Below are 23818 nucleotides of genomic sequence, written 5' to 3'. Positions count from 1 at the left end.
GGTCAGACGGACGGATCCCAGTCCGCGAGCTGATCGAAGATGCGGCGGTCGCCTTCGAACGTCAGCGAATCCAGCGAGATTCGGCCGTAGAAGAACAGCACCAAGTCGCTGGCCGTGCCACGGGCGGTGGCATCGGCGGTGCCGGGGCCCTCGCCGGCGCCGGCACTGACGCCCGGGGTGAGGCGGGTGACCTGTGCGCCGTGGTCGGAGAGCCGGAGGCGCCAGGAGCGGCCCTCGGCGGCGTGGTAGTCGACGATGGCGGGGTCGTGCGGCCAGGCGACCGTCGTCGCGCAGAGGGTGAACTGGCAGTCGTCGAACCCGTCGAGGGCGATCTCCTCGGGTATCGGCTGCGGTGCGCCGACAGCGAGCTGGACATCGGAGGTGTGCACCGCGATCTCGTGAAGCTGGCGTCGCGCCCAGGCCCCGGATGTCTGCGGTGACGGCGAGTCCTCCCACCAGGTCCAGCACTCGCGATCGGGGCCCGCCTCACGCAGCACGCGCACGACGTGCTCGACGGACTCGTCCCACCAGGCCAGGAGCGCGTCGCGTTCCCGCGGCGCCCCTGCGCCACCGGCCCATTCGGACTCCGCCGGGGGAGCGTCCGCCGGTCCGGCGATGACGATGGCGGCGGTCTTGCGGCGGCCCATGCCCACGTGCTGCACGTGATCGAACAGCGTCCGCTCGGGATTGGTCGGCATCCGGATGTCGAGGCCGGGTGCCGAGGCGACCGCGGCGCGGAAGGCGGCCGACCGTTCGTCGATCAGCCGCAGCTGATCAGGGAACGCGAGGATGCTGCTCACCCCGGCTTTCTACCACAGCGCTCCGGTGACCGGGCGGCATGCTTCGATGCGAACGCGTGAGGGCATCGGCCCGCACGGACGGAGGGGCGGAGGAGTCCCTGGTGTCGGCGCAACGCGCGGGATCTGACCGAGCCATTTTCCTCGATCGGACATAATGCGCATTATCGGCGCAATGTCCAGAATCGCGACCTCCTGATCAACCGGCATTTCCAGTCGACGCATGCGAGCCCAGCACACGGCTCAGGATCGACCTCAGTGCAACCAGGTCCTCCGAGTCGACGGCATGGAACACGTCGTCGGCGACCCGTCGTGTGTGCAGCTGCGCCTCGCGCAGCGCATCTTCGCCGGCAGCCGTCAGCCTGAGTATCGTGACGCGTCGGTCGCTCGTCGACGGCGTCCTCGAGACGTACCCGAGCCGATCGAGATCGTCGACCATCCGGACCATTCCCGTCTTGTCGGTGTTCAGCCGGGCGACGAGATCCCGCTGCGTCTCGACGCCGTCTCGGATCAGGAACATCACCGCCGCATGGCGGCTGTTCAGGTTCATCGGCTGCAGTGCCGTGTTCAGGCGTTCGGTCGCCGCCGAGTGGACCTGGTTCAGCAGCACTCCCACCTCGATCGAGATCTGGGCCCGGTCTTCGCTCATGGCTCGATTCTCCCCTAATTAGATCCAAATGCAATTGATTCATTTGGATCTAATCGGTATGGTCCCCCTATGACCCTCTCTGATGAAGCAAGCCGCGACCCGCAGCGATGGCCTGATCGGCTCCTGCGCGTCTGCCTGATCGCGACCGCTGTGCTCATGTTCATGCAGTCAGTGCTGGCAGGACTGTTCATGGGCGGGATGCACTGGGCCTTCGCGGCACACCGCGAACTGGCCACGATCGCCGGCGTCGCCGTGATGGTGAGCATCGTCGCGGCGATCCTCGCCCGACGGTTCGGGCAGGCGCCGAGGTGGCCGATCGCTGCGACGATCGGGATGCTGGCGCTCATGTCGTTGCAGGCGTTCGCCGGGTTCCGGTCCCTGACCGCGCTCCATGTTCCACTGGGCGTGATCGTGATCCTGTTGTCCGTCCTGTTCGCCGGCTGGTCGCTGCGCGCCCGCGTGCCGCATCCGGCTCGCAGCGCACCTCGCCGACCGGAAGGCCTCCCGTCGGAACGTGCGGGCGTGCTCGAGTAGCGCCTTCGGTGCGGTGCGGTGTGGTGTCCGTCGGCGGCTGCGTCACGCGTGCAACGACGCCCCCTTCACGAGGCGATCGACGGCGTTCCGAGGGCCGCGCAGGGCGATGCCGACGAGATCGAGGTCACCGGATGCCACCGCGGCGACGGCGGCCCGGTTCGCCTCGTCGTGGCCGGTGGCGAACAGGTCCTTCGTGTAGACCGCGAGCGGGATGCCGCGGGCGACGGCCTTCGTCCGGATCGAGCCCAGGCGCTCGGCGTCGCCGGTCATGACGACGACCGGCTGCCGCAGCATCGGCAGGTAGGCGTTTCCGTCGCGGTCACGGTACGGCTCCCCCGTGACGCCTGCTTCGCTGGTCGCGATCCCGCTCATGAGGAACGCGGTCACATTGAGCTCCTGCCATGCCGCGAGGTCGTCGCGCAGGACCACCACGATCTTCGTGTCGAAGCGAGGGGCGGTCGCGGAGTTGGTCGGATCAGCGGCGGCGGCGCTGGTCGACGCGGTCGGGGTGTGCGGGTCTTCGAGCGCGAGCGCGCTCCCGGCGGTGTGAGGCATGATCCCAGTCTTCGCCGAGGCCCTCAGGCGCGTCTTGTACGTTTCTTGCATGGTCGACTCGGTTCGCGCATGGCATCCCGACGTGCCGTCGGTGCGCGAGGTGCTGCACGCCAGCTTCGACCACCACGCCTATCCGGCGCACACGCATGACGACTGGACCGTGCTGCTCATCGACGAGGGCGCGGTCGCCTACGACCTCGACCGGGTCGCGCACCACGCGAGTCCGGCCTCGATCACCTTGCTGCCGCCCGGCGTTCCCCACGACGGGCGTTCGGCGCTCGACGGTCGGGGCTACCGCAAGCGCGTGCTCTACTTCGAGTCCGGCTGGCTGCCTGCGAACGCTCCGGATGCCGCGGCGCGGCGTCCCACGATCGGAACCGCCGACGCGGTCGCCGCCGTCCGTCGCGTTCACGCGGCGCTCCGCTCCCCCGGCGACGCCCTCGCCGCCGAGCACTGGGCGCTCGAGTTCCGCCGCCATGCGCTCGCGAGTCTCGGTACGCCGCCGCCCGGCCTTCCTGACGCACCGCTCGCGCGGCGACTCCGCAGGCTCCTCGACGACCGTCTCACGGAGTCGTTCACGATCGCCGAGGCCGCGATCGAGCTGGGTGCGCATCCGAGCCATCTCGTGCGGGTGTTCTCGCAGGCGTACGGCATCGCACCGCATCGGTATGTGACGGGCCGCCGGGTCGACCTCGCACGGCGGCTGCTGGTCGACGGCCACTCGCCCGCCGAAAGCGCGGCGATCGCGGGGTTCCACGATCAGGCGCACCTGACCCGTCACTTCCGTCGGATCCTGGGCGCGACGCCCGGGGCTTTCGCAGCCTGATCGGTCAGCACCCGCAGCAGGCGGCACCCGAAGCCACCCGGCTCGAGGCGGTGCAGGAGGCCGAGCGACGGACCCGCAACCGGATGGACGGCTACCCCTGAGCGAGGCGCGACTCGCGCATTCGGTCGGATCCGATCCGCTTCACGCGCCGCACTCACCGCCTGCCGGCTGCTGCTGCGGCGGGTCGCCGGTTCCCTGCGCGATCACGAGCCGGTGCAGGCGAGCGGCGTCCCGGCGGTACATCGCAGCATGCTGCGGAAGGTCGTCGCGCCCGGTCTCTCCAGCACGGGCGTCGGTGAACACGGCGAGCTCGACGAGTCGGTCCGCGGCGGCGCGCAGCACCGTCGCCGTGTCGTAGGCGATGCCGTAGGCCTCGATGAGGCGCCGCAGCCGTGCGAGGCGTTCGTCGGGCGTCGTCGCACTCTCGTCGAGCGCGTCCTCGGCGAACGGCGCGATCCGATACGCCAGGTAGGCGAGGTCGCGCACGCGCGGCCCGGGTGACGCGAAGTCGAAGTCGATGACGCCGGTGAGCCGATCGCCCCGTACGAGCAGGTTGTACGGGGCGAAGTCGTTGTGGCAGACGACCTCGACCGGTTCACGCGTCGGAGATCGCCAGGTCAGGTCGTCGAGCTCGAGTGCCGTGCTCGCATCGTGCACGCGGCGCAGGAGCGCACCGGCCTGCTCGAGCATCGACGTCGACCAGCGCTCCGCCGCCGGGACGTCGTCGAGGACGGCGCCCGGCAGGTAGGTCAGCACCTCGCGTCCGAACTCGTCGAGGCCGAGCGGGCGCGGCGCCTCCGCCACTCCCCCGGCCTTCAGCACGTCGAGCAGCGCGTGCACGGCGGGGGTCCACGGTCCTGCGATGCGGCGAACGGTGCCTCCGACCCTCACGACCGCCTGCATGTTGCCCCCGGTCAGCGCCTCTTCGGGCTCGGAGGCCTCGAATCGGACGTCTGGCACGTCCCGATCATGGCATGCCGGCTAGAACGCCCGCTTCGAGGCTCCGGCTGCGTGCGCCGCGGCGATCGCCTCGCTGTTGAGGCGGTCGCCGGGCATCGAGGCATCGGCGTCGCTCGGCGCCTGACGGGTGCGACGTTCGCGTAGCACGACGATGGTCGTTCCCGCGACGAGCATCGCCGCGACGACGACCGATCCGATGACGAACTCCATGGCGACCTCCTCGGTTGCGCACTGCGATGCGTACGGTCAGCATGGCAGGGCGTCGGGCTCGTGTCACGGACGCCCTGCCGGCGGCATCCGATTCGATCAGTTCGGCTGCTGGATGCGGACCATGTTGCCTGCGGGGTCGCGGAAGGCGCAGTCGCGCACGCCGTAGGGCTGGTCGATCGGCTCCTGGGCGACTTCGGCACCGCTCGCGGCGACCTGCTCGAACGCGCCATCGACGTCGGTCGTCGACAGCACGATGCTCGCGTACGTGCCCTTCGCCATCATCTCGGCGACGATGCGGCGCTCGTCGGCGGTCGTGCCGGGGTCGGGCGTGGGCGGCGTGAGCACGATCGACGTCTCGGGCTGGCCGGCGGGCCCGACGGTGATCCACCGCATCTGCTCGTATCCGACGTCGTTGCGCACCTCGAAGCCCAGCGTGTCCCGGTAGAACGTCAGGGACTCCTCGGCATCGGTGTGCGGGAGGAACGTGTACTGAATCGTGATGTCCATGCCGCCACGCTACGGCGCAGGCGTCGTCGGCGCTTCTCGATTCCTGACCGGTCTCGCGACCCGCTTGGCGAGCACCGAGGGCACGCCCTCGAAGATGCCGTCGGGCTGCTGCCGGTAGACGCTCGGCGAGACGCCGACGAGCTCGGTGAACCGGGTGCTGAAGGTGCCGAGCGACGAGCACCCGACCTCGAAGCACACCTCGGTGACGCTGAGGTCGCCGCGGCGCAGCAGCGCCATGGCGCGTTCGATGCGCCGGGTCATCAGGTAGCTGTAGACGGACTCCCCGTAGGCCGCCTTGAACTGGCGGCTGAAGTGCCCGGCCGACATGTTGACTCCGCGCGCGAGCTCGTCGACGTTCAACGGCTGGGCGTACTCGCGGTCGATGCGATCGCGGGCCCGTCGCAGCAGCGCCAGGTCGCGCAGCCGCTGCTCTCCCCCGGAACCGCTGGTCACGTTCCGATCCTGCCACAGCGTCGACCGCCCCGGCCCGCCTGTGGACGGCGACGGATGCCTCGGCGCGGCCGTGACGAAACGCGGCGTCAATCGACGAGACTCGCCGTCACGTCCGCGCCGGCGCCGGGATCTGGGAATACGCTGAGCGTGCCTCACCTGTCGTCCATCGAAAGGATTCCCCATGTCGTCGCCACAGCAGTCCGCGGTCTTCGCGGCATTTTCGCTCGATTCCGAGAACCTGTCGAAGTCGGGCATCAACACGGTGCGCACGGCGCTCGGCGTCTCGGGCGCCGTCGCGCTCATCATCGGCATCTTCATCACGTTCTGGCCCGAGAAGTCCGCCATCGCGTTCGTCTACCTCATCGCGATCTACCTGATCATCGCGGGCATCGCGTACCTGGGCCTCGGCATCTTCTCCCGCGGGATCTCGGGCGGTGCGAGAACGCTCGACATCATCCTCGGCGTGCTCTTCATCATCGGCGGCGTGCTCGCCCTGGCCAATGCGCAGGGGGCGGCGACGGCGCTCGCGATCTTCCTCGGCATCCTGATCGGCGTCCTGTGGATCATCGAGGGGATCGTCGCGCTCGTGCAGTCGGGCGACGCGCCGTCGCGCGGCTGGGCGATCTTCTTCGGCCTGCTCAGCATCCTCGCCGGCATCGTGCTGCTCTTCAGCCCGCTGTACGTGGTGGTGCTCTGGTGGATCCTCGGCATCGCCCTGATCGTGCTCGGCCTCATCCAGATCGTCCGCGCGTTCCGGTTCGGTCGTGGAGCGGCTGCCGCGGTGGCCTAGCACCTCGGATCCGACGACGGAGGCCCGGTCGCGAACGCGCATGCGCTTCGCGGCCGGGCCTCTCTCGTGGCGGGTTCAGGCCTCGGGTGCGAAACCCGAGGTGTCGCCGACGTAGCGCGTGTGGTCGGCGGGGATCTGGTCGACCGCCGCGGCCGCGACCTCTGCCGCGAACTCGGCCACGTTGTAGAGCTTGCCCGCGTCCTCCTTGCGGGCGGCGATCGCACCGGGGTTCGCGCGCTCGAGCAGCGTCGCCGTGATGGTGCCTTCGATCATGTCTCCGGACACGACCACGAACTCGACGCCCGCTGCCTCGAACTCGGGGAGCTTGGCGCGGAGCGCGTCTTCGCCGGCGCGCTTCGACAGGGCGACGGGCACGTACTCGGCCATGGTCGGCGTCGTGCGGATGAAGTGCGCCTGGTGGCTCGTCACGAAGACGATGCGTGCGCCCTCGGCGAGGTGCGGCAGTGCGTTGTCGACGACGTTGACCTGCGCATCGCGGTTCAGGCGCATGGCGTAGTCCTCGCCCATGCCGGTCTCCATGCCGCCGGAGGCGTTCAGCACGAGCACGTCGACCGGGCCGAAGGCGGCCACGGCCTGCTCGAACATGGCGGTCACGGATGCCGCGTCGGTGAGGTCTGCGCCCACGGCGATCGCCCGGCCTCCCGCGGTGGCGATCTCGGCGACGACCTTCTCGGCGCGCGGAGCCTTGCTGCGGTAGTTGATGACGACGGCAGCGCCGGCGCCCGCGAGGTACTTGGCGGTGTCGGCGCCGATTCCGCGCGACGAACCCGTCACGAGAGCGACCTTGCCGGTCAGGGATCCAGGGGCGAGTGGGTTGGTCACGTTCGAGGCTCCTCGGGAGGTCGGATCGGACCGTGCGGTCCGCGGCGTAGCGCCGCACCGAGGATATCAACTCCCCCGTGGCATCCCTCGCCCTGCTAGTTTCGAAGGTGGGGCCCGTGCGAAGGAGAACGAAGTGGATGTGCTCACCCAGTACGCGTGGATCGCCTGGTTGGTGCTCATCCTCGTCTTCGCCACGATCGAGGTGTTCACGCTCGAGATGACGTTCCTGATGCTCGCGCTCGGCAGCGTCGCGGGGCTCCTCTCCGGGCTCTTCGGCATTCCGTGGTGGGCGCAGTTCGTGGTCGCCGCGGTGGTGGCGATCGGCCTCATCCTCACGTTGCGGCCCTCGTTGCTCAGGGCCCTGCAGCGCGGAGCCGATCCGGCCCGCAGCAACATCGACGCGCTCATCGGCGTCGACGGCAGCGTCGTGCGCACCGTGAGCCCCGTTGGCGGCCAGGTGCGCCTGCAGAACGGCGAGGTGTGGACGGCACGCCTCTCCCCCATCACCGAACAGGCCGATGTCGCGGTCGGCGAGCGTGTGCTCGTCACGGGCATCGATGGCGCGACCGCCGTCGTCGTGCCGCTCGAGAGGAGCACTCCCCAGTGAATGTCGCATCGGTGATCTCGACGGTCATCGTCGTCGCGATCGTCATCTTCGTGATCGTGGTGATCGCGCGGTCGATCCGCATCGTGCCGCAGGCCTATGCGGGCGTCGTCGAACGGCTGGGTCGCTACCACAAGACGCTCACGCCGGGCCTGAACCTCCTCGTGCCGTTCATCGACCGGCTGCGCCCGCTCGTGGACATGCGCGAGACGGTCGTCTCGTTCCCGCCGCAGCCGGTGATCACCGAAGACAACCTCGTCGTCTCGATCGACACGGTCGTGTACTTCCAGGTGACCGACGCGCGCGCTGCGACCTACGAGATCGCGAACTACCTGGGTGCCGTCGAGCAGCTCACGACCACGACCCTCCGCAACGTCGTCGGCGGGCTGAACCTCGAAGAGGCACTGACCTCGCGCGACAACATCAACGGCCAGCTGCGCGTGGTGCTCGACGAGGCCACGGGCAAGTGGGGCATCCGCGTCTCGCGCGTCGAGCTCAAGGCGATCGACCCGCCCCTCTCGATCCAGGACTCGATGGAGAAGCAGATGCGCGCCGAGCGCGATCGTCGCGCGCTGATCCTCACGGCAGAGGGCACGAAGCAGTCGGCGATCCTCACGGCAGAGGGTCAGCGGCAGGCCGCGATCCTGCAGGCGGAGGGCGACGCCAAGGCCGCTGTGCTCCGCGCACAGGGCGAGGCCGAGGCGATCCTCACGGTCTTCGACGCCATCCACAAGGGCGACCCCGACCCCAAGCTGCTCGGGTACCAGTACCTGCAGATGCTCCCCCAGCTCGCCGAGGGGCAGGCCAACAAGCTCTGGATCATCCCGAGCGAGCTGACCGAAGCGCTGAAGGGCATCGGCAAGGCGTTCACGCCGCCCGCGGGTCCCACCGCTCCCGATGCCGGCGGGGTGCCCGGCGCGAGCGGCACGACCTCGTTCGGTCGCAGCTGACGGCGACGGTGGCGTCGCACTACCTCGATGCGCCGAGGCCGCGGGTGTTCGCACACCGCGGCCTCGCGCTGGAGGCCCCCGAGAACACGCTGCTCGCCTTCGAGCTCGCGCTGGCGGCCGGCGCCGCGTACCTCGAGACCGACGTGCGACTGACACGCGACGGCGTCGTCGTCATCGCCCACGACGCGACGATCGATCGTGTCGCCGGCACCTCGGCCGTGGTGGCCGACCTGACCATGCCCGAGCTCACGGCCGTCGACCTCGGCTTCGGGCAGACCTTCTGCACCCTGGCCGAGGCACTCGAGCGCTTTCCCCGAGCACGGTTCAACATCGACGTCAAGGTGGCCGAGGCGGTGCTGCCCGTCGCCGAGGTGATCCGTTCGGCCGCGGCATCCGATCGGGTGCTGCTGACGAGCTTCTCCGATGCACGACGCCGTCGTCTCGCCGAACTCGTGCCCGGCGTCGCGACCTCGGTGGGCCAGGCCGGCGTGATCGGCGCGCTGCTGGCGACCTGGCTCGGCTCCCCCTCGCTCGTACGACGGGCGCTCCGCGGCGCGGTCGCGTTGCAGGTGCCCGAGCGCTTCGGCCCCGTGCGCATCGTCTCCCGGCGATTCGCGAAGGTCGTGCATGCGGCCGGAGCCGAGGTGCACGTGTGGACCGTGAATGATCCGGCCGACATGGAACGCCTGCTCGATGTCGGCATCGACGGCCTCGTGAGCGACCGTGCGGACCTCGCCGTCGCGGTGGTCGCCCGCCGAAACTGAGAATTCCCCGGGATTCACCCAGCCTCCGGAAGGGGAACGCACAGCTTGATCGTTTATACCTATAGACGATCGAGAGGAGTACGCCATGGCGGACCGGAGCCTACGAGGCATGCGCATCGGCGCTCAGAGCCTGCAAAGTGAAGACGGCGTGATCTTCGCAGACCGCGCGCAGTACACGTACCGCTGCGAGGCATGCAACCACGAGACGGTCATGATCTTCTCGACCGAGGCCGAGACTCCCGAGGAGTGGGAGTGCCGCAACTGCGGCGCGTCCGCAGTGCTCCTCGTCGACTCGAAGCCGGTCGAGATCGACCGTTCGGGCGAGAAGGTCGCCCGCACCCACTGGGACATGCTGCTCGAGCGCCGTACCCGCGCCGAGCTCGAAGAGCTGCTCGAGGAGCGCCTCGCGTTCCTCCGTGCGCGCCGCGGGCAGAAGCAGAGCGCCTAGTCGCGCTGCACCATCCATCGACGCCGTCTCCCTTCGGAGGCGGCGTTCGTGGTTTCGGCGGCGACGCGTCGCCGAGGTCAGCCGCGGTCGCGTCGGCGTGCGAGTACGCCCGCTGCGAGGAGACCGAGCACGGCACCGCCGACGACGAACCACGGCACCCACTGCCCGAGCACGACCGCGGGCGTGCGCCCGTCGCGCAGCGCGACGTCGGTCACCATCGCGCCGGGCTCGTACGCCGGAAGCGAATCGATGGTGCGCCCGGCCGGGTCGATCACCTGACTCGTGCCGACCGTCGAGATGTTCACGACCGACCGACCCGTCTCGATCGCGCGGAGCCTGGCGATCGCGAGCTGTTGCTCGTTCTCGTCGGTTCCCCGGAAGTCGGCGTTGTTCGTCTGGAACATGAACACCTGCGCGCCGTCGTCGATGCCCTCCCAGATGAGGTCGTCGTAGATGACGTCGAAGCAGATCGCGAGTCCGGTCACCGCGTCGCCGAGGTCGAACACCGGCGGGTTGGTGCCGGGCGTGTATCCGCGCTGGACGAGTCCGATCAGGTCGGGCGCGAGCGCGTACCAGAAGTCGCGATCGGGGATGTACTCGCCGAACGGCACCGGGTGGCGCTTGTCATAGGTCGCGACGGCGCCTTCGCCTGAACGCCACAGCATCGACGTGTTGAAGTACTGCGCGCTCGCCTCGTCGTCGCCCTCGACCGTCACGGTGTTCAGCAGCACGGGCGCGTCGAGGTCGTCGCTCAGCCGGTCGAAGACCCGTGCCACGCGATCGGATCGGAGCGGGTCGATGTCCGAACCGCCCTCGGGCCAGAGCAGCACGTCGATGCCCGGCTCGTCGAGCACGGGCTCGGTGGCCTCGAGCTGGGCGAGCAGCACGTCGCCCTGCTCGCGCTCGTCGAAGTAGCCCGCAGGTCCGTTGCCCTGCACGCTGGCCACGCGCAGCGTGCCGGCATCCGTCGTCTGCCATTGGGGCACGAGCAACGCGACGAGCGCGACGGCCACCACGGGGATCGCCGTACGCAGGTCGCGCCAGCCGGCCGCGCGCACCCACTCCACGATCGCGGCCACGAGGAAGACCATGACGAAACCGAGGCCGGTGCTGCCGGCCCACGAGACGACCTCGGCGAACGGGCTCTCGGACTGGCTGAGCGCCGCACGTCCCCAGGGGAACCCGCCGTACGGGAACGATCCGACGACCGCCTCGCGGAGGCACCAGAGTCCCGCGACGAGCGCCGGGAGCACGTACAGGCGCACCCAGCGCGCGTCGCTGGCCCGCGGAACCCAGCGATACGCGAGCGTGATGAGCACGGCGCCGCCCGCGACGAAGGCGGACTCGAGCACCGAGAGCGCGAGCCACGGGACCGGTCCGAGGTAGAGGGCCGTCCACGAGACCTGCTGCAGGTAGAAGGCGAGGCCGAACGCGAAGCCGACGAGCAGGGCAGCCCACGTCGAACGGCCGATGAGGCTCAGGAGCGCGAGCGCGATGCCGACGAACGCGAGCGGCCACCACGAGACGCCCGGGAACCCGAGGTCGTAGATCAGGCCGCCGGCGACGGCGGCGACGACGGCCGCCCACAGCGGCATCAACGGTCTCGGGGCGGGCACCAGATCAGCCTAGGCGACGCGACCGAGCCCGGATGCGCGGCCGGATCCGAGGCTCCGACGCCGATCGGGCCGGCAACCCGGCACAGCCGGCCGGTTCAAACGGTCGAGCCGTACGCGACGACGCCCCGGCGCACCGCATCGATCGCCGCGCGAGCCGTGGCGCCGAGCTCGGCGTCGGCCACGATCGACACCTGGTCGAGCAGGTCGACGACCTGCTTGGCCACCCGCACGAAGTCGCCCGCGGCGAGATCGGTGTCGGAGAGCACGGCGCCGAGGCCTGCACCCGAGGCCCACGCGTGCATGGCCATGGCCAGCGCGGGCGAGGGCACGTCGCTCCCCTTCAGGCGGTTGTCGCGCTCGAGGTCGTCGAGCTCGCTCCATACATCGGTCGTGCGGTCGAACGCGTCGCGGAACCGGCCGCGCGGCAGGCGGAACTGCTCGCCGCTGTCGTCGCGTCGCGGCTCGTAGACGAGCGAGACCGCCATCGCCGCGACCGACGGCACGTCGAGGCCGTTCCAGAGCCCGTGGCGCAGGCACTCGGCGACGAGCAGGTCTCGTTCGCCGTAGATGCGCTTCAGGATGCGCCCGGCGGCCGTGGAGACCATGCCCCCGTCGGCGGTGCGCTCGAGGTAGCCCAGATGCTCGAGCACGTCGGCGACGCGATCGAACTGCTTCGCGATCTGGCCCGTTCGCGAGTGGATCTGCCGGGAGAGCTGCTCGTGCTCGCGGTGGAGCCGCCACCATCGCTCCGCCCAGCGGGCGTGCTGCTCGCGCTCGGCGCAGCCGTGGCACGGGTGGGCGCGCATCTGCTTGCGGGCTGAGGCGAGGTCTCGCTGGATGCGCTCGCGCTGCGTGTGCGTCGGATTGCCCTTCGAGTTCGACCGTTCGAGGTCGCCGATGCGCCGGCGGATCGCCGCGTACTCCGCGAAGTCGCCCAGGTGACAGCGCATGGCCTGCTCGAAGCCCGCCATCGACTCCTCCTGCTTGCGCAGGGTGCGCGCGAGGTCGACGACCGCCCGGTCGGCCTGGAACTGCGCGAACGAGAGTTCGAGCACCTGACGCGTGCGCTCGCGCCCGAACTGGTCGACCAGGTTCACGGCCATGTTGTAGGTCGGCTTGAAGCTCGAGTTCATCGGGTAGCTCCGCCGGGAGGCCAGCGCCGCGACGGCCTCGGGGTCGAGTCCGTCGACCCACTGGATCACCGAGTGACCCTCGACGTCGATGCCGCGTCGGCCGGCACGGCCCATGAGCTGGGTGTACTCCCCCGGTGTGATCGGCACGCGCGCCTCGCCGTTGAACTTCTCGAGCTTCTCGAGCACGACCGACCTCGCCGGCATGTTGACCCCGAGTGCGAGCGTCTCGGTCGCGAAGACGACCTTTACCAGCTTGCGCTGGAAGAGCTCCTCGACGACCTCCTTGAACGCCGGGAGCATGCCGGCGTGATGCGCCGCGACCCCGCGTTGCAGGCCCTCGAGCCAGTCCCAATAGCCGAGCACCGCGAGGTCCTCGTCGCGGAGCATCTGCACCCGCGACTCGACGACGGCTCGGATCTCGTCGCGCTCGGCGGTCTCGGTGAGGCGGATGCCCGACCTGAGCACCTGGCGGACGGCCTGGTCGCACCCGGCACGCGAGAAGATGAAGAAGATGGCGGGCAGCAGGTGCTTGCCGTGCAGCAGGTCGACGACCTCGGGCCGGTCGATGCGCCCGGTGCCCTGCGCGCCGCCCTGGTGGAACCGCCCGCGGTCGCCGCCGCGTCGACCGCGGGCCGATCGCGACGAGATCGAGCGGCCGCCTGCGCGAGCGAGCTGGATCAGCTCGGGGTTGACCCGATTGGTCGCCGCATTGCCCGACGAGTCGAACAGGTCGACGAGCTTCGCCTTCACCAGCACGTGCTGCTCGAGCGGCACGGGGCGGTCCTCGGAGACGATGACGTCGGTGTCTCCTCGCACGGCCTGGAGCCAGTCGCCGAACTCCTCGGCGTTCGACACGGTCGCCGACAGGGAGACCAGTCGCACGTCTTCGGGGAGGTGGATGATGACCTCCTCCCACACGGCACCGCGGAAGCGGTCGGCGAGGTAGTGCACCTCGTCCATGACCACGTAGGCGAGGCGGTCGAGCGTGGGCGACTCGGCGTACAGCATGTTGCGGAGCACCTCGGTGGTCATGACCACGATGCGCGCGTTGGAGTTGATGTTCGTGTCGCCGGTCAACAGGCCCACGTCTTCGGCGCCCCAGGTCTCGACGAACTCCTGGTACTTCTGGTTCGAGAGCGCCTTGATCGGCGTCGTGTAAAAGACCTTCGCGTCCGCCTGCTGCATCGCGAGGTACACGGCGAACTCGGCCACGACGGTCTTGCCCGCCCCGGTCGGCGCCGCGACGAGCACGCTCCTGCCTTCGTCGAGCGCACCGCACGCGGCATGTTGGAAGGCGTCGAGGTCGAATCGTTGGGATGCCGCGAAATCCTGGAGTCGGGGACGTCGACGCTGTTCGCGCGACATCGCATACCGTTCCGCCGGCGAGAGGCTCATCACCCTCTCAGCCTAGACAGCCGCGCCGAACTCCTCGCTGTTTCGACGCTCGACACGGCGGTCGTGCAGGTGCGCGATGAACCACGCCAGGAAGTAGAGGCCGATCATGGGGATCGCCAGCATGAACATCGACACGATGTCGGCCGACGGCGTGGCGATGGCGGTGAACAGCACGATGACGAGGATCGCGACGCGCCACGACTTGATGATCGACGCGGCGCTGATGACGCCCGCGAAGTTCAGCAGCACGATGAACACGGGCAGCACGAATGCGATGCCGATCGCGAGCACGAGCTTCTGCACGAAGTCGAGGTACTCCTTGGCCGTGAGCAGCGTCTCGCCGCCCTCTGGCACGAAGCTCGTCATGAGCTTCACGATGTTCGGCAGCACGAACCAGCCGGCAGCGCAGCCGGCGAGGAACAGCGGGATCGCCGAGAGGAAGAACCCGAGCGTGAACTTGCGCTCGCGCGTGTTCAGCCCCGGGACGAGGAACGCGAAGATCTGGTAGAGCCAGACCGGGCTCGAGATGACGAGGCCGATCGTGAACGCCAGCTGCAGGCGCAGGTCGAACGCGCTGGAGATCGTCGGGAAGACGATGCTGGCAACCTGCGGGACGTCTTCGCCGGGGTGCGCTGCCGCATACGCCTCGGCCTGCGCCTTGGCGACGCTGACCACGGGTTGCTGGATCGCGTCCCAGACGAACCATTCCGTGAGCAGCCACCCGGCGATGCCACCGACCACGATGGCGATCGCCGCGATGAACAGCCGCTTGCGGAGTTCGATCAGGTGCGCCCCGAGCGACATCCGCCGCTCGTGGTTCTTCTCACCGCGCGCCGTTGTCGCGGTCATGCGTCAGGCGCCTGGAGTGGAATCGGGCTTCTTCGCGGTGCCGTCGGTCGCGTCTGCGCCGTCGGCGCCCGTGCCGCCTGCGGCCGGGTCGCCCTTGCCGTCGGTGTCGCGCACCTCGGTCTTGAGGATCTTCATCGACTGCCCGAGGCTCCGCGCGAGCGCCGGGAGCTTGGGCGCGCCGAAGAGCAGCAGGATGATGACCAGGATGATCAGGAAGTGCCATCCGGTGAGGTTTGCGAACATGCGGCGTCCAATTCTGACGGGGATGTGGAGGTCAGTCTAACCGGTCGACGCGAACGCGAACGCGCTCAGCGGACGGATGCCTCGTCGTACCCCTGCAGGCCGGCCGCGGCCCACTCCGCCACGACCTGTCGTGCATCGGCCGGCGCGACGACCGTGACGAGGCCGGGAAGCCCCGCGACCAGTCGCTTCAGCCCGTGCACGTGGGCGAGTCGCAGCGTCACCCGGAGGCGTCCGTCGACCTCCTGCGTCGACGAGTCGGCCAAGTAGTCGGAGAGCAGGGGCAGTGCCTCGGCGGCGACGTCGACGACCACGTCGAGATCGGATGAGGATCCCTGGAAGAGCGTCTCGGGCACGTCGAGGTCGTCGTGGTCTCCGACGGGCAGGTCGAGCACGTCGAGCGCGCTCATGCGGTCGACGCGGAAGTTGCGCACGTCTTCGCGGGTGTGGCAGTAGGCCTGGAGGTACCAGTCGGCGTCTTGGGAGATGAGGCGCAGCGGATCGGTGCGCCGCCGTCCTGCCTCGCCCCTGGCGTTCAGGTAGTCGAACTCGAGCTGCACGCCGCCCGTGATGGCGCGTCGGATGAGCGCGAGCGAGGCATCCGCCGCGGGTTCGGCGATCGCGAGTCCGGACGGCGCGGAGGAGGCGCCCGCCCTGAGCTTGCCCATGAGCGAGGCGAGCGCCGTGCTGTCGGCGTTCTCGGGCAGGGCCGCGAGGTACTGCAGGCCGGCGATGAGCGCGGCGGCCTCGCGTGCGGCGAGCCGCGGCGCCTCGTCGATCGCCACGTGGTGCACGATGACGATCTCGTCGTGCTCCTCGAAGGCGTCCCAGTCGATGTCGAAGAGGTCGTTGGACTGGTAGGTGCCCGTGTCGCCCGGCAGTCCGGACATGGCGATCAGGCGCACCGCATCGCGGATCTGGTCGTCGGTCGCGCCGAAATGCGTCGCCGCCTCGGACACCGTGACCACCTGCTGCTCGATCAGGTAGGGCACGAGCGAGAGCAGGAACACGAGCTTGTCGGGAGCGCGCAGTGCGGCGCGTCGCTGGGTCATCTCGAGCCCTCTGTTCGCGGAGCGGAAGGAGTGCCGTACGCGTTCGGCCGAGCGTCTGCGTTCGGGCCGGCCGCGTGCGCCTCGGCGACCATGCGCAGCCGGTCGCGCACGGCGTCGCGGAGGTCTGCTGGGCCGAGCACGCGCACCTCGGGACCGTAGGCGGCGAGCTCGTCGGCGAACACCGCGACATCGGTGAAGTGCAGGCGGATGACGCCCGCGTCTTCGTCGCCGAGGACTGCTCGCTTGCCCAGGCGGACCTCGGCGTCGCTGCCGGCCGTCACGGCGAGGTCGGCGACGTTGCTGAGGCGCAGCTCGTCGAGCTCGGCGAGGATCCGGTCCTGCACGCCCTCGGCGGGCGGCTCGAACGTGGCGCCCGCGACGACCTCGACCCTGCCGATGATGCGCGAGAGCAGGAACGTGCGGAGGCCGTCCGCGTCGACGTCGCGGCCGTGCAGGTGCCACCGGCCCTCGTGGAGCACGACCGCGTACGGATCGACGCGGCGCTCGCGCGGGGCAGTCTCACCGGGCTTGAGGTAGGCGAATCGCACGCGCTGGCGACGATCGAGCGCGGTGCGCAGCGGTTCGAACGCCGCATCGCGCACCCGCAGCCTCGGCGCGTAGCCGATGACCGGTTCGCGCGGTTCGATGCCGAGCCCGCGGATCTTCGTGAGGGCCCTGCGCGAGTCCTCGGAGAGCGAGGCGCCGCGCCAGACCTCGCCGGCCAGCGCCAGCAGGGCGAGTTCGTCGGGCGTGAACCGCACGGCGTCGGGCAGGTCGTACTGGCCCTTCGGGATGCGGTAGCGCAGCGCCTGGTTGTCGCCCGGGCGGTCTGGCGACTCGACGGTCTCGAGCGGGATGCCGAGCTCGCGCACCTCGTCTTTGTCGCGCTCGAACTGCCGCTCGAGGTTCGCGTTGCCGCCGTGCGGATCGTAGCGCTCCGCGTACCCGCGAACCGTCGAGAGGATCTCGGCCTTCAACAGTCCGGTCTCGGTCGCGAGGAGCGCGAGCACGAGACTGAACAGGCGGTCTTCGACCGGGATCTTCACGTCTCTTCGTTCGCCGCCGGTCACAGGAGCGATCCTACCCATGCCGGTGCGACCGGTCGCCGGATCGAGGCGAGTCGGGACGTCAGACCACGCCCAGGATGTCGATGACGAAGAACAGCGTCGAGTTCGCGGGGATCGCACCCTGCGCCTGGTCGCCGTAGCCCTCGGACGGCGGGATGATGACGCCGATCTGCGAGCCGACCTTCTGGCCGACCACCGCGGTGGAGAAGCCGGGGATCACCTGGCCGCCCGTGCCGACGACGAAGGTCGCAGGCGTGCCGTTCTCCCAGCTGGAGTCGAACACGGTGGCCTTGCCGTCGTCGCCGAGCTCCCACAGCACGCCCGTGTACTGGACCACGACGGTGTCACCGTCTTCGACGACCTCGCCGTCGCCCTGGAGCAGGGTCTCCTGCTGGAGCGACTTCGGCGGGTCGATCTTGGGCACGGTGATGCCGGGGCGGCCGTCGGGTGCGAGCACCACGGCGGGGAACCTGTCGCGCGTCAACTGCGGCGTGCCGTCGGCGCGCGACGGGAATGCGCGCTGCACGTCGACCACGAACACGATGCTGTCGCCGGGCTCGATGCCGAGCGACTGGTTGCCGTTCGGGCCGAAGCCGTCCTTCTCGGGCACCACGACGACGACCCGCGAGCCCTCGCGCGCGCAGGTGAGACCCTTGGCGATGCCGGGCATGGTCGCGGAGGCGTTCACGTTCAGCGGCACGGCGTCGTCCTTGCCGAAGCCGGAGACCTGCAGTTCGTCGCCCGTCGCGCCGTTGAACGCCGCGAGCCCGACCATGGCCAGCTGCCCCTCTTCGAGCACCGGACCCGTGCCCACGATGATCTCGGTGCACTGGGTCTCTTCGGGAGCCAACGGCGTCGGGAAGGAGACCTTGGGCTCCTCGCCGAACTTTCCGGTCACCACGACCGCGGCGGACGAGTCGCCCGGGGTCGCCTCGGGCACCGGGGCCGAAGCGGCGCATCCGGTGAGGGCGACGGCGACGAGGCCGGCGGTGGCGATGAGCGCGAATGACGAGCGCACTGATCCTCGATTCTTCGTGGGGTCGCGTGGGGGCGGGAAAAGCCTACTCGGCTTCGGCCGGGGGTTCGGTCGGTGCGTCGTCGGTGGCCGCACCCTCGCGCGAACGCGCGGCTGCGGCATCCGCGAGCCTCGCGCGCTTGCGCAGCACCTTGTCGCTCACCTGGCGTTCGCCGAGCGCGCCGGGGGTCCAGAGCTCGACGTCCTCGTCGCTGAACTCGGTCTTCGACGGACGGCGCTTGAGCTCCGGCAGCACGGTGTCCGGCGCGAGCCGGCGTGCGGTGAGCAGGAACCCGGTGTGCGCGATCATGCGGTGGTCGGGGCGCACGGCGAGGCCCTGCACGTGCCAGCCGCGCACCATCGTCTCGGACGACTGCGGCTCGGTGTACTCCCCCGTGGCGCGGATCGCCTCGGCGACGCGCGAGAGCTGCGTGACGGTGGCGATGTAGCAGAGCAGCACGCCGCCCGGCTTCAGCGCGGTCGACACGGCGCCGAGGCACTCCCAGGGTGCGAGCATGTCGAGCACGACGCGGTCGACGGATGCCTCGGGCGCGACCTCGGGCAGCGCCTCGGCGAGGTCGCCCAGCGTGATGGTCCAGTTCTCGGGGTCGGCGCCGTGGAACGTCGCCACGTTGCCGCGGGCGACGGCGGCGAAGTCGTCGCGGCGCTCGAACGAGTGCAGCCGGCCCTCGGGGCCGATCGCCCGGAGCAGCCAGAGCGAGAGGGCGCCGGAGCCGACGCCCGCCTCGACGACGGTCGCGCCCGGGAAGATGTCGGCCTGGGCGAGGATCTGCGCGGCGTCCTTCGGGTAGACGATCGCCGCGCCGCGCGGCATCGACATGACGAAGTCGCTGAGCAGCGGGCGGAGCGCGAGGTACTCGATGCCGACCTGGTTCGCGACGACCGATCCGTCGGGCAGGCCGATGATCTCGTCGTGGGCGATGATGCCCTTGTGGGAGTGGAACACCTTGCCCGGTTCGAGGGTCACGGTGTGCATGCGACCCTTCGGGCCGGTCAGCTGTACCCGGTCGCCGACCTGGAAGGGGCCGCTGCGTTCGCCGCGGGACTCGCTCATGCGCTCGCCTTTCGTGAGTGGGCGAGCGCGGCGACGTCGGCCACCGTTCGCCCGTGGAGGCTCGGCCAGAGCACCGTCGCCGGCGTCTCGTCGAGCGAGAGGATGTTGGGCACGCCCACCGTGATCGCGCCGGCGGCCGCCGCCGAGGCGACGCCGGTGGGCGAGTCCTCGAACGCGACGCACTCGGCGATGTCGACGCCGAGCTCCGCCGCTGCGGCGAGGTACGGCTCGGGATGGGGCTTCGCGTTGGTCACCGAGTCGCCCGTCACGATCGCATCGAACGCGTGGAACGGGATCGCCCTGATGACGTCGTCGGCCATGGAACGCACCGACATGGTCACCAGCGCCGTGGGAACCGACGCGTCGCGCAGCGCCTCGAGCAGTTCGCGGGCACCGGGCCGCCACGGCAGCCCGAACTCGTTCAGCTGCTCGCGTACGCGCTCGGTGAGCCACGCGACGATCGCGTCGGCGTCGAGGTCGACGCCGTGCTCCTGGAAGATGCGCGCCGACTCCCAGAGCCCGCTGCCGACCAGCTGGACGGCGTCGTCGTGGGTCCAGGTGCCGCCGAAGGATCCGACGAGCTCCTCTTCGGCTGCCATCCAGTAGGGCTCGGTGTCGACGATCGTGCCGTCCATGTCCCAGAGGACTGCGGCGGGAAGGCGAGTGGTCACAACCGTCAAGTCTACGGGCACGGCCTATTGTGGAGATGTCCGGGCGCTTTCCCCGGCGGAGAGCGGGGCACCGAGCGTGAATCAGGCGGCCGGATTCGAGGGCGGCAGACTGCTGGTCGTCGCGTTCGAGGGGTGGAACGATGCGGGCGAGGCGGCGACGGGAGCGGCGAAGCTGCTCTCCGAGCGGCTGGGGCTCGTCGAGATCGCCGCCGTCGACCCCGAGCTCTACTTCGACTACCAGTTCACTCGGCCCAGCATCGTGCAGGGCGACGACGGCTCGCGCCGCATCGAGTGGCCGGGCGCCGCGCTGAGCGGGCCGGCGACAGCGGCCTCGTCAGAGGCGGATGCCGCGGCATCCGTCGTCGAGATCGGCGACGACGAACGCGTCACCGGGCCGGGGGCCGACACGCTGCACGTGCTGCTCGGCGCCGAGCCCGCCCGCAGCTGGAAGAGCTTCGCCGCCGAGCTCGTCGACCAGGCGCTCGCCGCCGACATCGAGGGCGTGATCCTGCTCGGCGCGATGCTCGCCGATGCCCCGCACACGCGCCCCCTGTCGGTGTTCGCGTCGAGCGAGAACCGCGAGCTGCGCGACCGCCTCGGCCTCGACCGCTCGACGTACGAGGGGCCCGTCGGCATCCTCAGCGTGCTCGCCGATCAGGCCGAGCGCGCCGGCATGCCCACGATCTCGCTCTGGGCGTCGGTGCCGCACTACGTGCACAACGCGCCCTCCCCCAAGGCGGTGCTCGCCCTCCTCGGCAAGCTCGAGGAGCTCACGGGACTCAGCATCCCGCGCGGCACGCTCGAGGAGGAGGCGAAGACGTGGGAGTCCGGTGTCGACGCGCTCGCGGCCGAAGACGAGGACATGGCCGGCTACATCGAGCAGCTCGAGCGCGCACGCGATGCGGTCGACGCACCCGAGGCGAGCGGCGAGGCGATCGCGCAGGAGTTCGAGCGATACCTGCGTCGGCGCGGCGATGGGCCCGACGGTCGCGACGGCCGGGGCGAGCCGCCGCGCGGCGAGGGCCCGCGCGACGAGCCCTGGCGCCCGCGCGACGCCTGAGCGGGCTGCGGCCGCCCGGCCGCGGCATCCGTCGTCCGGCTCGTCAAGGCGAGCGGATGCCGCGTGGCCGGCGGGTCAGGGCTGGATGACGCCCATGCCGAGGAGCACGAACAGGGTTCCGCCGAGCAGCACCCGGTAGATCACGAACGGCAGGAAGCTGCGCTTCGAGATGTAGCTCATGAAGAACGCGATGACGGCGAGCCCGACGAGGAAGGCGACGACGGTCGCGGCCCCCGTCTCGACGAGGGAGTAGACCGACGGCTCGCCGAGGCTCTTCGCGAGCTGGTAGAGGCCGCTGCCGAAGACCGCGGGGATCGCGAGCAGGAACGCGTACCGGGCGGCGGCGGCGCGTTCGTAGCCCAGGAAGAGGCCGGCGGTGATCGTGCCGCCCGAGCGGGAGACGCCCGGGATGAGCGCGAGCGCCTGCGCGAAGCCGAAGACGATGCCGTGCCCGACCGTGAGGTCGTCGAGCTTGCGCCGCTTGGCGCCGGCCCAGTCCGCGAGCCCGAGGATGAGGCCGAAGACCACGAGCATCGTGGCCGTGATCCACAGCGAGCGGAGCGTCGTCTCGATCGCGTCCTGGAAGACCAGGCCGAGCACGATGATCGGCAGCGAGCCGACGATGATGAGCCAGCCCATGCGGGCGTCGGGGTCGTTGCGGGGCACTCGGCCCGTGAACGAGCCGAACCAGTGCGAGACGATGCGCACGATGTCGCGCCAGAAGAACACGATGACCGCGGTCTCGGTGCCGAGCTGCGTGATCGCGGTGAACGCCGCCCCGGGGTCTTGAGCCCCCGGCAGGAACTCGCCGAGGATGCGCAGGTGGGCGCTCGAGGAGATGGGGAGGAACTCGGTGAGTCCTTGGACGAAACCGAGGATGAGCGCTTCGATCACGTGGCTGGGCCGCCTTTCCGCTCCGGCTACCCGGAGTTCAGACCGTCAGTAGTCGAGGAGGAGGTCGCGGAGGACCTGTCTTCCGAAGAATAGTGCGTCCAGCGGCACCCGCTCGTCGACGCCGTGGAACATCGCAGGGAAGTCGAGCCCTTCAGGCAGGCGCAGCGGTGCGAAGCCGTAGCCCGTGATGCCCAGCCTGCTGAGCGACTTGTTGTCGGTGCCGCCCGAGAGCAGGTACGGGAACACCGGCGCCCCGGGATCGTGGGCGTGGATCGCCGCGTGCACCGCGTCGACGAGCGCACCCGACGTGGGCGACTCGAGGCCGACGTCGCGATGGACGATCTGGATCTCGATGTCGTCGCCCGCGATGCGCGCGATCTCGGCGAGCACCGCGTCCTCCTCGCCAGGCAGCGTGCGGATGTCGACGAGCGCCTCTGCGCGGTCGGGGATCACGTTGTGCTTGTAGCCCGCCTCGAGGCCGGTCGGGTTCGAGGTCGTGCGCAGGGTCGCCGTGATGAACCCCGACGCGGAGCCCGTCGCGAGGGCGAGCTCGTCGGGCGAGACCTGCTGCGGGTCGACGCCCAGCACGTCGGCGACCCGGTCGAGCAGTTCGCGCGTGGTGCCGGTGAGGCGCACCGGCCACTCGGTCGATCCGATGCGCGCGATCGCGCCCGCGAGCTTCGTGATCGCGTTGTCGCGGATCAGGCGCGAGCCGTGCGCGGCCGTGCCGCGGGCGACGAGCCGCACCCAGAGCAGCGACTTCTCGCCAGTCTGCAGCAGGTAGGCGCGCGTGCCGCCGACCGTGATCGAGTAGCCGCCGACCTCGCTGATGGCCTCGGTCGCGCCCGCGAACAGTTCGGGGTGGTCGTCGACGAGCCGGCTCGCGCCCACGCCGCCCCCGGCCTCCTCGTCGGCGAAGTACGCGACGACGATCTCGCGCTCGGGCAGTCGGCCCGAGCCCAGGATGTCGCCGAGCGCCGTGAGCATCATGGCGTCCATGTCCTTCATGTCGACGGCGCCGCGGCCCCACAGCATGCCGTCGCGGATCTCGCCCGCGAACGGGTCGACGCTCCAGTTGCGGGCGTCGGCCGGGACCACGTCGAGGTGCCCGTGCAGCACGAGCGCGGGCTTGTCGGGGTTGCGTCCGGGAACCCGGGCCACGACGCTCGTGCGGCGCGGCTCGGGTTCGAACATCTGCGGCGAGAGGCCGAGCGCCGACAGGCGCGCCTCGACGTACTCGGCGGCCTCGCGCTCGCCCTTCGCCTTGCCCTCGCCGTAGTTCGACGTGTCGAACCTGATCAGGTCGCGTGCGATGCGCGCCGTCTCCTCGAGCTCGGGTTCGAGGTCGCGTTCGGGTGCGGGCTCGGCGCGGTCGCGTGCGGGGTCGGACTCGGACTGCGGTGCGGATGTCTCGGCCATGCCCTTCACCGTAGCCGCCGTGTCCGATCGGGGCGACGGATGCCGCGACACGACGACATGCGAAAATCGGAACATGCCGCTGATCTGCGGTTCGGGTCCGCGAGGTCGCCGTGAGCCGCGTTCGATCGGCCCCCGTGGTCAAAAGCACGCTCGGAACCGTGATAGTGTTTCATCTCGTTGCCGAGCGAGAAATCGCAAGGCGGACACAAGCGCGGGTGGCGGAAATGGCAGACGCGCTAGCTTGAGGTGCTAGTGCCCTAACGGGCGTGGGGGTTCAAGTCCCCCCTCGCGCACGCTTGTGTCGGGAAGGCCCGGATCGGTTTCGATCCGGGCCTTCTTGCATTTCCGGGGGCGTTTCGGTTGTCATTCGCGGCGGTCACGCGATTGCGGACGATCGGCGCATCCGACTTGCCGTGTTCGAACATATGTTCGAAACTGGAAC

The 23818-nt window shown here is 70.1% G+C and carries 27 protein-coding genes and 1 tRNA gene; 9 read left to right on the top strand and 19 right to left on the bottom strand.

The window, feature by feature from the left end:
* Nucleotides 1–2: 2 nt before the first annotated feature.
* Complete coding sequence (locus BM342_RS11315) at nucleotides 3–800, bottom strand: maleylpyruvate isomerase N-terminal domain-containing protein (RefSeq protein ID WP_092965754.1); 798 nt, start codon at nucleotides 798–800, stop codon at nucleotides 3–5.
* 196 nt (nucleotides 801–996) lie between these two features.
* Entirely contained in the window at nucleotides 997–1446 is a 450-nt protein-coding gene (locus tag BM342_RS11310) for a MarR family winged helix-turn-helix transcriptional regulator (protein WP_092965752.1), read from the bottom strand.
* A gap of 69 nt (nucleotides 1447–1515) precedes the next feature.
* On the opposite strand from BM342_RS11310, the gene BM342_RS11305 reads away from it, so the two are divergent.
* Nucleotides 1516–1980, top strand: coding sequence for a hypothetical protein (locus BM342_RS11305; RefSeq protein WP_092965750.1), 465 nt, complete (start codon nucleotides 1516–1518; stop codon nucleotides 1978–1980).
* Nucleotides 1981–2022: 42 nt separating this feature from the next.
* Here the strand turns inward: BM342_RS11305 and BM342_RS11300 are convergent, their stop codons facing one another.
* Nucleotides 2023–2535, bottom strand: coding sequence for a DUF2000 family protein (locus BM342_RS11300; protein WP_218154904.1), 513 nt, complete (start codon nucleotides 2533–2535; stop codon nucleotides 2023–2025).
* 49 nt (nucleotides 2536–2584) lie between these two features.
* Here BM342_RS11300 and BM342_RS11295 point away from each other — a divergent pair, with 49 nt between their 5' ends.
* Nucleotides 2585–3361: a helix-turn-helix transcriptional regulator gene (locus BM342_RS11295; RefSeq protein ID WP_092965746.1), complete on the top strand. Its 777-nt coding sequence runs from the start codon at nucleotides 2585–2587 to the stop codon at nucleotides 3359–3361.
* Between the two features lie 141 nt (nucleotides 3362–3502).
* On the opposite strand, the gene BM342_RS11290 is transcribed toward BM342_RS11295, so the two are convergent.
* The 4 genes from BM342_RS11290 to BM342_RS11275 all read right to left on the bottom strand — a co-directional run bounded on the left by BM342_RS11290 (nucleotide 3503) and on the right by BM342_RS11275 (nucleotide 5491).
* On the bottom strand, nucleotides 3503–4321 hold the full coding sequence (locus BM342_RS11290) for a phosphotransferase enzyme family protein (protein ID WP_255368699.1): 819 nt from the start codon (nucleotides 4319–4321) through the stop codon (nucleotides 3503–3505).
* Between the two features lie 21 nt (nucleotides 4322–4342).
* Complete coding sequence (locus BM342_RS11285; RefSeq protein ID WP_092965744.1) at nucleotides 4343–4531, bottom strand: hypothetical protein; 189 nt, start codon at nucleotides 4529–4531, stop codon at nucleotides 4343–4345.
* A 96-nt stretch (nucleotides 4532–4627) separates the two neighbouring features.
* Entirely contained in the window at nucleotides 4628–5038 is a 411-nt protein-coding gene (locus BM342_RS11280) for a VOC family protein (protein ID WP_092965742.1), read from the bottom strand.
* Nucleotides 5039–5047: 9 nt separating this feature from the next.
* Complete coding sequence (locus tag BM342_RS11275) at nucleotides 5048–5491, bottom strand: helix-turn-helix transcriptional regulator (protein ID WP_092965740.1); 444 nt, start codon at nucleotides 5489–5491, stop codon at nucleotides 5048–5050.
* Between the two features lie 181 nt (nucleotides 5492–5672).
* On the opposite strand from BM342_RS11275, the gene BM342_RS11270 reads away from it, so the two are divergent.
* A complete protein-coding gene (locus BM342_RS11270) occupies nucleotides 5673–6281 on the top strand; it encodes an HdeD family acid-resistance protein (RefSeq protein WP_092965738.1) in 609 nt (202 codons plus the stop codon).
* A 75-nt stretch (nucleotides 6282–6356) separates the two neighbouring features.
* On the opposite strand, the gene BM342_RS11265 is transcribed toward BM342_RS11270, so the two are convergent.
* Nucleotides 6357–7124 (bottom strand): SDR family oxidoreductase, encoded by a 768-nt coding sequence (locus BM342_RS11265; RefSeq protein ID WP_092965736.1) that lies wholly within the window; start codon nucleotides 7122–7124, stop codon nucleotides 6357–6359.
* A 133-nt stretch (nucleotides 7125–7257) separates the two neighbouring features.
* Here BM342_RS11265 and BM342_RS11260 point away from each other — a divergent pair, with 133 nt between their 5' ends.
* From BM342_RS11260 to BM342_RS11245, 4 genes are all read left to right on the top strand, one after another.
* Nucleotides 7258–7731, top strand: a complete 474-nt coding sequence (locus BM342_RS11260) for an NfeD family protein (protein ID WP_092965734.1) — start codon at nucleotides 7258–7260, stop codon at nucleotides 7729–7731.
* On the top strand, nucleotides 7728–8678 hold the full coding sequence (locus BM342_RS11255) for an SPFH domain-containing protein (protein ID WP_092965732.1): 951 nt from the start codon (nucleotides 7728–7730) through the stop codon (nucleotides 8676–8678). The genes BM342_RS11260 and BM342_RS11255 overlap by 4 nt, the downstream gene beginning before the upstream one ends.
* Before the next feature lie 44 nt (nucleotides 8679–8722).
* Nucleotides 8723–9442: a glycerophosphodiester phosphodiesterase family protein gene (locus BM342_RS11250; RefSeq protein ID WP_255368696.1), complete on the top strand. Its 720-nt coding sequence runs from the start codon at nucleotides 8723–8725 to the stop codon at nucleotides 9440–9442.
* An 85-nt stretch (nucleotides 9443–9527) separates the two neighbouring features.
* Nucleotides 9528–9890, top strand: a complete 363-nt coding sequence (locus BM342_RS11245; RefSeq protein WP_092965728.1) for an RNA polymerase-binding protein RbpA — start codon at nucleotides 9528–9530, stop codon at nucleotides 9888–9890.
* A 77-nt stretch (nucleotides 9891–9967) separates the two neighbouring features.
* Here BM342_RS11245 and lnt read toward each other — a convergent pair whose 3' ends face one another.
* From lnt to BM342_RS11200, 9 genes are all read right to left on the bottom strand, one after another.
* Nucleotides 9968–11506 (bottom strand): apolipoprotein N-acyltransferase, encoded by a 1539-nt coding sequence (gene lnt, locus BM342_RS11240; RefSeq protein WP_255368695.1) that lies wholly within the window; start codon nucleotides 11504–11506, stop codon nucleotides 9968–9970.
* A 95-nt stretch (nucleotides 11507–11601) separates the two neighbouring features.
* Nucleotides 11602–14034: a DEAD/DEAH box helicase gene (locus BM342_RS11235; protein WP_092965724.1), complete on the bottom strand. Its 2433-nt coding sequence runs from the start codon at nucleotides 14032–14034 to the stop codon at nucleotides 11602–11604.
* A 12-nt stretch (nucleotides 14035–14046) separates the two neighbouring features.
* Nucleotides 14047–14883, bottom strand: coding sequence for a twin-arginine translocase subunit TatC (tatC, locus tag BM342_RS11230; protein ID WP_369823136.1), 837 nt, complete (start codon nucleotides 14881–14883; stop codon nucleotides 14047–14049).
* A gap of 3 nt (nucleotides 14884–14886) precedes the next feature.
* Nucleotides 14887–15126 carry a twin-arginine translocase TatA/TatE family subunit gene (gene tatA / locus BM342_RS11225; protein WP_092965720.1) on the bottom strand — a complete coding sequence of 80 codons (240 nt, stop codon included), beginning with the start codon at nucleotides 15124–15126 and terminating at the stop codon, nucleotides 14887–14889.
* Nucleotides 15127–15191: 65 nt separating this feature from the next.
* Entirely contained in the window at nucleotides 15192–16175 is a 984-nt protein-coding gene (locus BM342_RS11220) for a helix-turn-helix transcriptional regulator (RefSeq protein ID WP_092965718.1), read from the bottom strand.
* The gene (locus tag BM342_RS11215; protein ID WP_255368694.1) at nucleotides 16172–17245 is read right to left on the bottom strand and encodes a helix-turn-helix transcriptional regulator; all 1074 of its coding nucleotides are present in this window, start codon (nucleotides 17243–17245) and stop codon (nucleotides 16172–16174) included. The genes BM342_RS11220 and BM342_RS11215 overlap by 4 nt, the downstream gene beginning before the upstream one ends.
* Before the next feature lie 58 nt (nucleotides 17246–17303).
* On the bottom strand, nucleotides 17304–18260 hold the full coding sequence (locus BM342_RS11210) for an FKBP-type peptidyl-prolyl cis-trans isomerase (protein WP_177232138.1): 957 nt from the start codon (nucleotides 18258–18260) through the stop codon (nucleotides 17304–17306).
* A gap of 43 nt (nucleotides 18261–18303) precedes the next feature.
* Nucleotides 18304–19332 carry a tRNA (adenine-N1)-methyltransferase gene (locus BM342_RS11205; RefSeq protein WP_092965712.1) on the bottom strand — a complete coding sequence of 343 codons (1029 nt, stop codon included), beginning with the start codon at nucleotides 19330–19332 and terminating at the stop codon, nucleotides 18304–18306.
* Complete coding sequence (locus BM342_RS11200) at nucleotides 19329–20003, bottom strand: HAD family hydrolase (protein ID WP_255368692.1); 675 nt, start codon at nucleotides 20001–20003, stop codon at nucleotides 19329–19331. The genes BM342_RS11205 and BM342_RS11200 overlap by 4 nt, the downstream gene beginning before the upstream one ends.
* Before the next feature lie 76 nt (nucleotides 20004–20079).
* On the opposite strand from BM342_RS11200, the gene BM342_RS11195 reads away from it, so the two are divergent.
* Complete coding sequence (locus BM342_RS11195) at nucleotides 20080–21063, top strand: proteasome assembly chaperone family protein (RefSeq protein ID WP_255368691.1); 984 nt, start codon at nucleotides 20080–20082, stop codon at nucleotides 21061–21063.
* Between the two features lie 75 nt (nucleotides 21064–21138).
* Here the strand turns inward: BM342_RS11195 and BM342_RS11190 are convergent, their stop codons facing one another.
* Both BM342_RS11190 and BM342_RS11185 read right to left on the bottom strand, forming a co-directional pair.
* Nucleotides 21139–21957: an undecaprenyl-diphosphate phosphatase gene (locus tag BM342_RS11190; protein ID WP_092965706.1), complete on the bottom strand. Its 819-nt coding sequence runs from the start codon at nucleotides 21955–21957 to the stop codon at nucleotides 21139–21141.
* Nucleotides 21958–22002: 45 nt separating this feature from the next.
* Nucleotides 22003–23376 carry a M20/M25/M40 family metallo-hydrolase gene (locus BM342_RS11185; protein WP_092965704.1) on the bottom strand — a complete coding sequence of 458 codons (1374 nt, stop codon included), beginning with the start codon at nucleotides 23374–23376 and terminating at the stop codon, nucleotides 22003–22005.
* Nucleotides 23377–23585: 209 nt separating this feature from the next.
* Here BM342_RS11185 and BM342_RS11180 point away from each other — a divergent pair.
* A tRNA-Leu gene (locus BM342_RS11180) sits at nucleotides 23586–23669 on the top strand.
* Nucleotides 23670–23818 lie beyond the last annotated feature (149 nt).

It is taken from the genome of Agromyces sp. CF514, from assembly GCF_900113185.1.
In the GTDB taxonomy this organism is placed as follows: Bacteria; Actinomycetota; Actinomycetes; order Actinomycetales; family Microbacteriaceae; genus Agromyces.
Note: the sequence above shows the minus strand (reverse complement) of the source record. Positions and strands in the feature narration are given on the sequence as shown.

Bases quoted from the DNA above. Each gene is read 5' to 3' on its own strand.
- tatA (WP_092965720.1), bottom strand. From the start codon at position 15,126: ATGTTCGCAAACCTCACCGGATGGCACTTCCTGATCATCCTGGTCATC.
- BM342_RS11280 (WP_092965742.1), bottom strand. From the start codon at position 5,038: ATGGACATCACGATTCAGTACACGTTCCTCCCGCACACCGATGCCGAG.
- BM342_RS11305 (WP_092965750.1), top strand. From the start codon at position 1,516: ATGACCCTCTCTGATGAAGCAAGCCGCGACCCGCAGCGATGGCCTGAT.
- BM342_RS11235 (WP_092965724.1), bottom strand. From the start codon at position 14,034: ATGAGCCTCTCGCCGGCGGAACGGTATGCGATGTCGCGCGAACAGCGT.
- BM342_RS11300 (WP_218154904.1), bottom strand. From the start codon at position 2,535: ATGCCTCACACCGCCGGGAGCGCGCTCGCGCTCGAAGACCCGCACACC.
- BM342_RS11310 (WP_092965752.1), bottom strand. From the start codon at position 1,446: ATGAGCGAAGACCGGGCCCAGATCTCGATCGAGGTGGGAGTGCTGCTG.
- BM342_RS11295 (WP_092965746.1), top strand. From the start codon at position 2,585: ATGGTCGACTCGGTTCGCGCATGGCATCCCGACGTGCCGTCGGTGCGC.
- BM342_RS11205 (WP_092965712.1), bottom strand. From the start codon at position 19,332: ATGAGCGAGTCCCGCGGCGAACGCAGCGGCCCCTTCCAGGTCGGCGAC.
- BM342_RS11245 (WP_092965728.1), top strand. From the start codon at position 9,528: ATGGCGGACCGGAGCCTACGAGGCATGCGCATCGGCGCTCAGAGCCTG.
- BM342_RS11270 (WP_092965738.1), top strand. From the start codon at position 5,673: ATGTCGTCGCCACAGCAGTCCGCGGTCTTCGCGGCATTTTCGCTCGAT.
- BM342_RS11220 (WP_092965718.1), bottom strand. From the start codon at position 16,175: ATGACCCAGCGACGCGCCGCACTGCGCGCTCCCGACAAGCTCGTGTTC.
- BM342_RS11185 (WP_092965704.1), bottom strand. From the start codon at position 23,376: ATGGCCGAGACATCCGCACCGCAGTCCGAGTCCGACCCCGCACGCGAC.
- tatC (WP_369823136.1), bottom strand. From the start codon at position 14,883: ATGACCGCGACAACGGCGCGCGGTGAGAAGAACCACGAGCGGCGGATG.
- BM342_RS11285 (WP_092965744.1), bottom strand. From the start codon at position 4,531: ATGGAGTTCGTCATCGGATCGGTCGTCGTCGCGGCGATGCTCGTCGCG.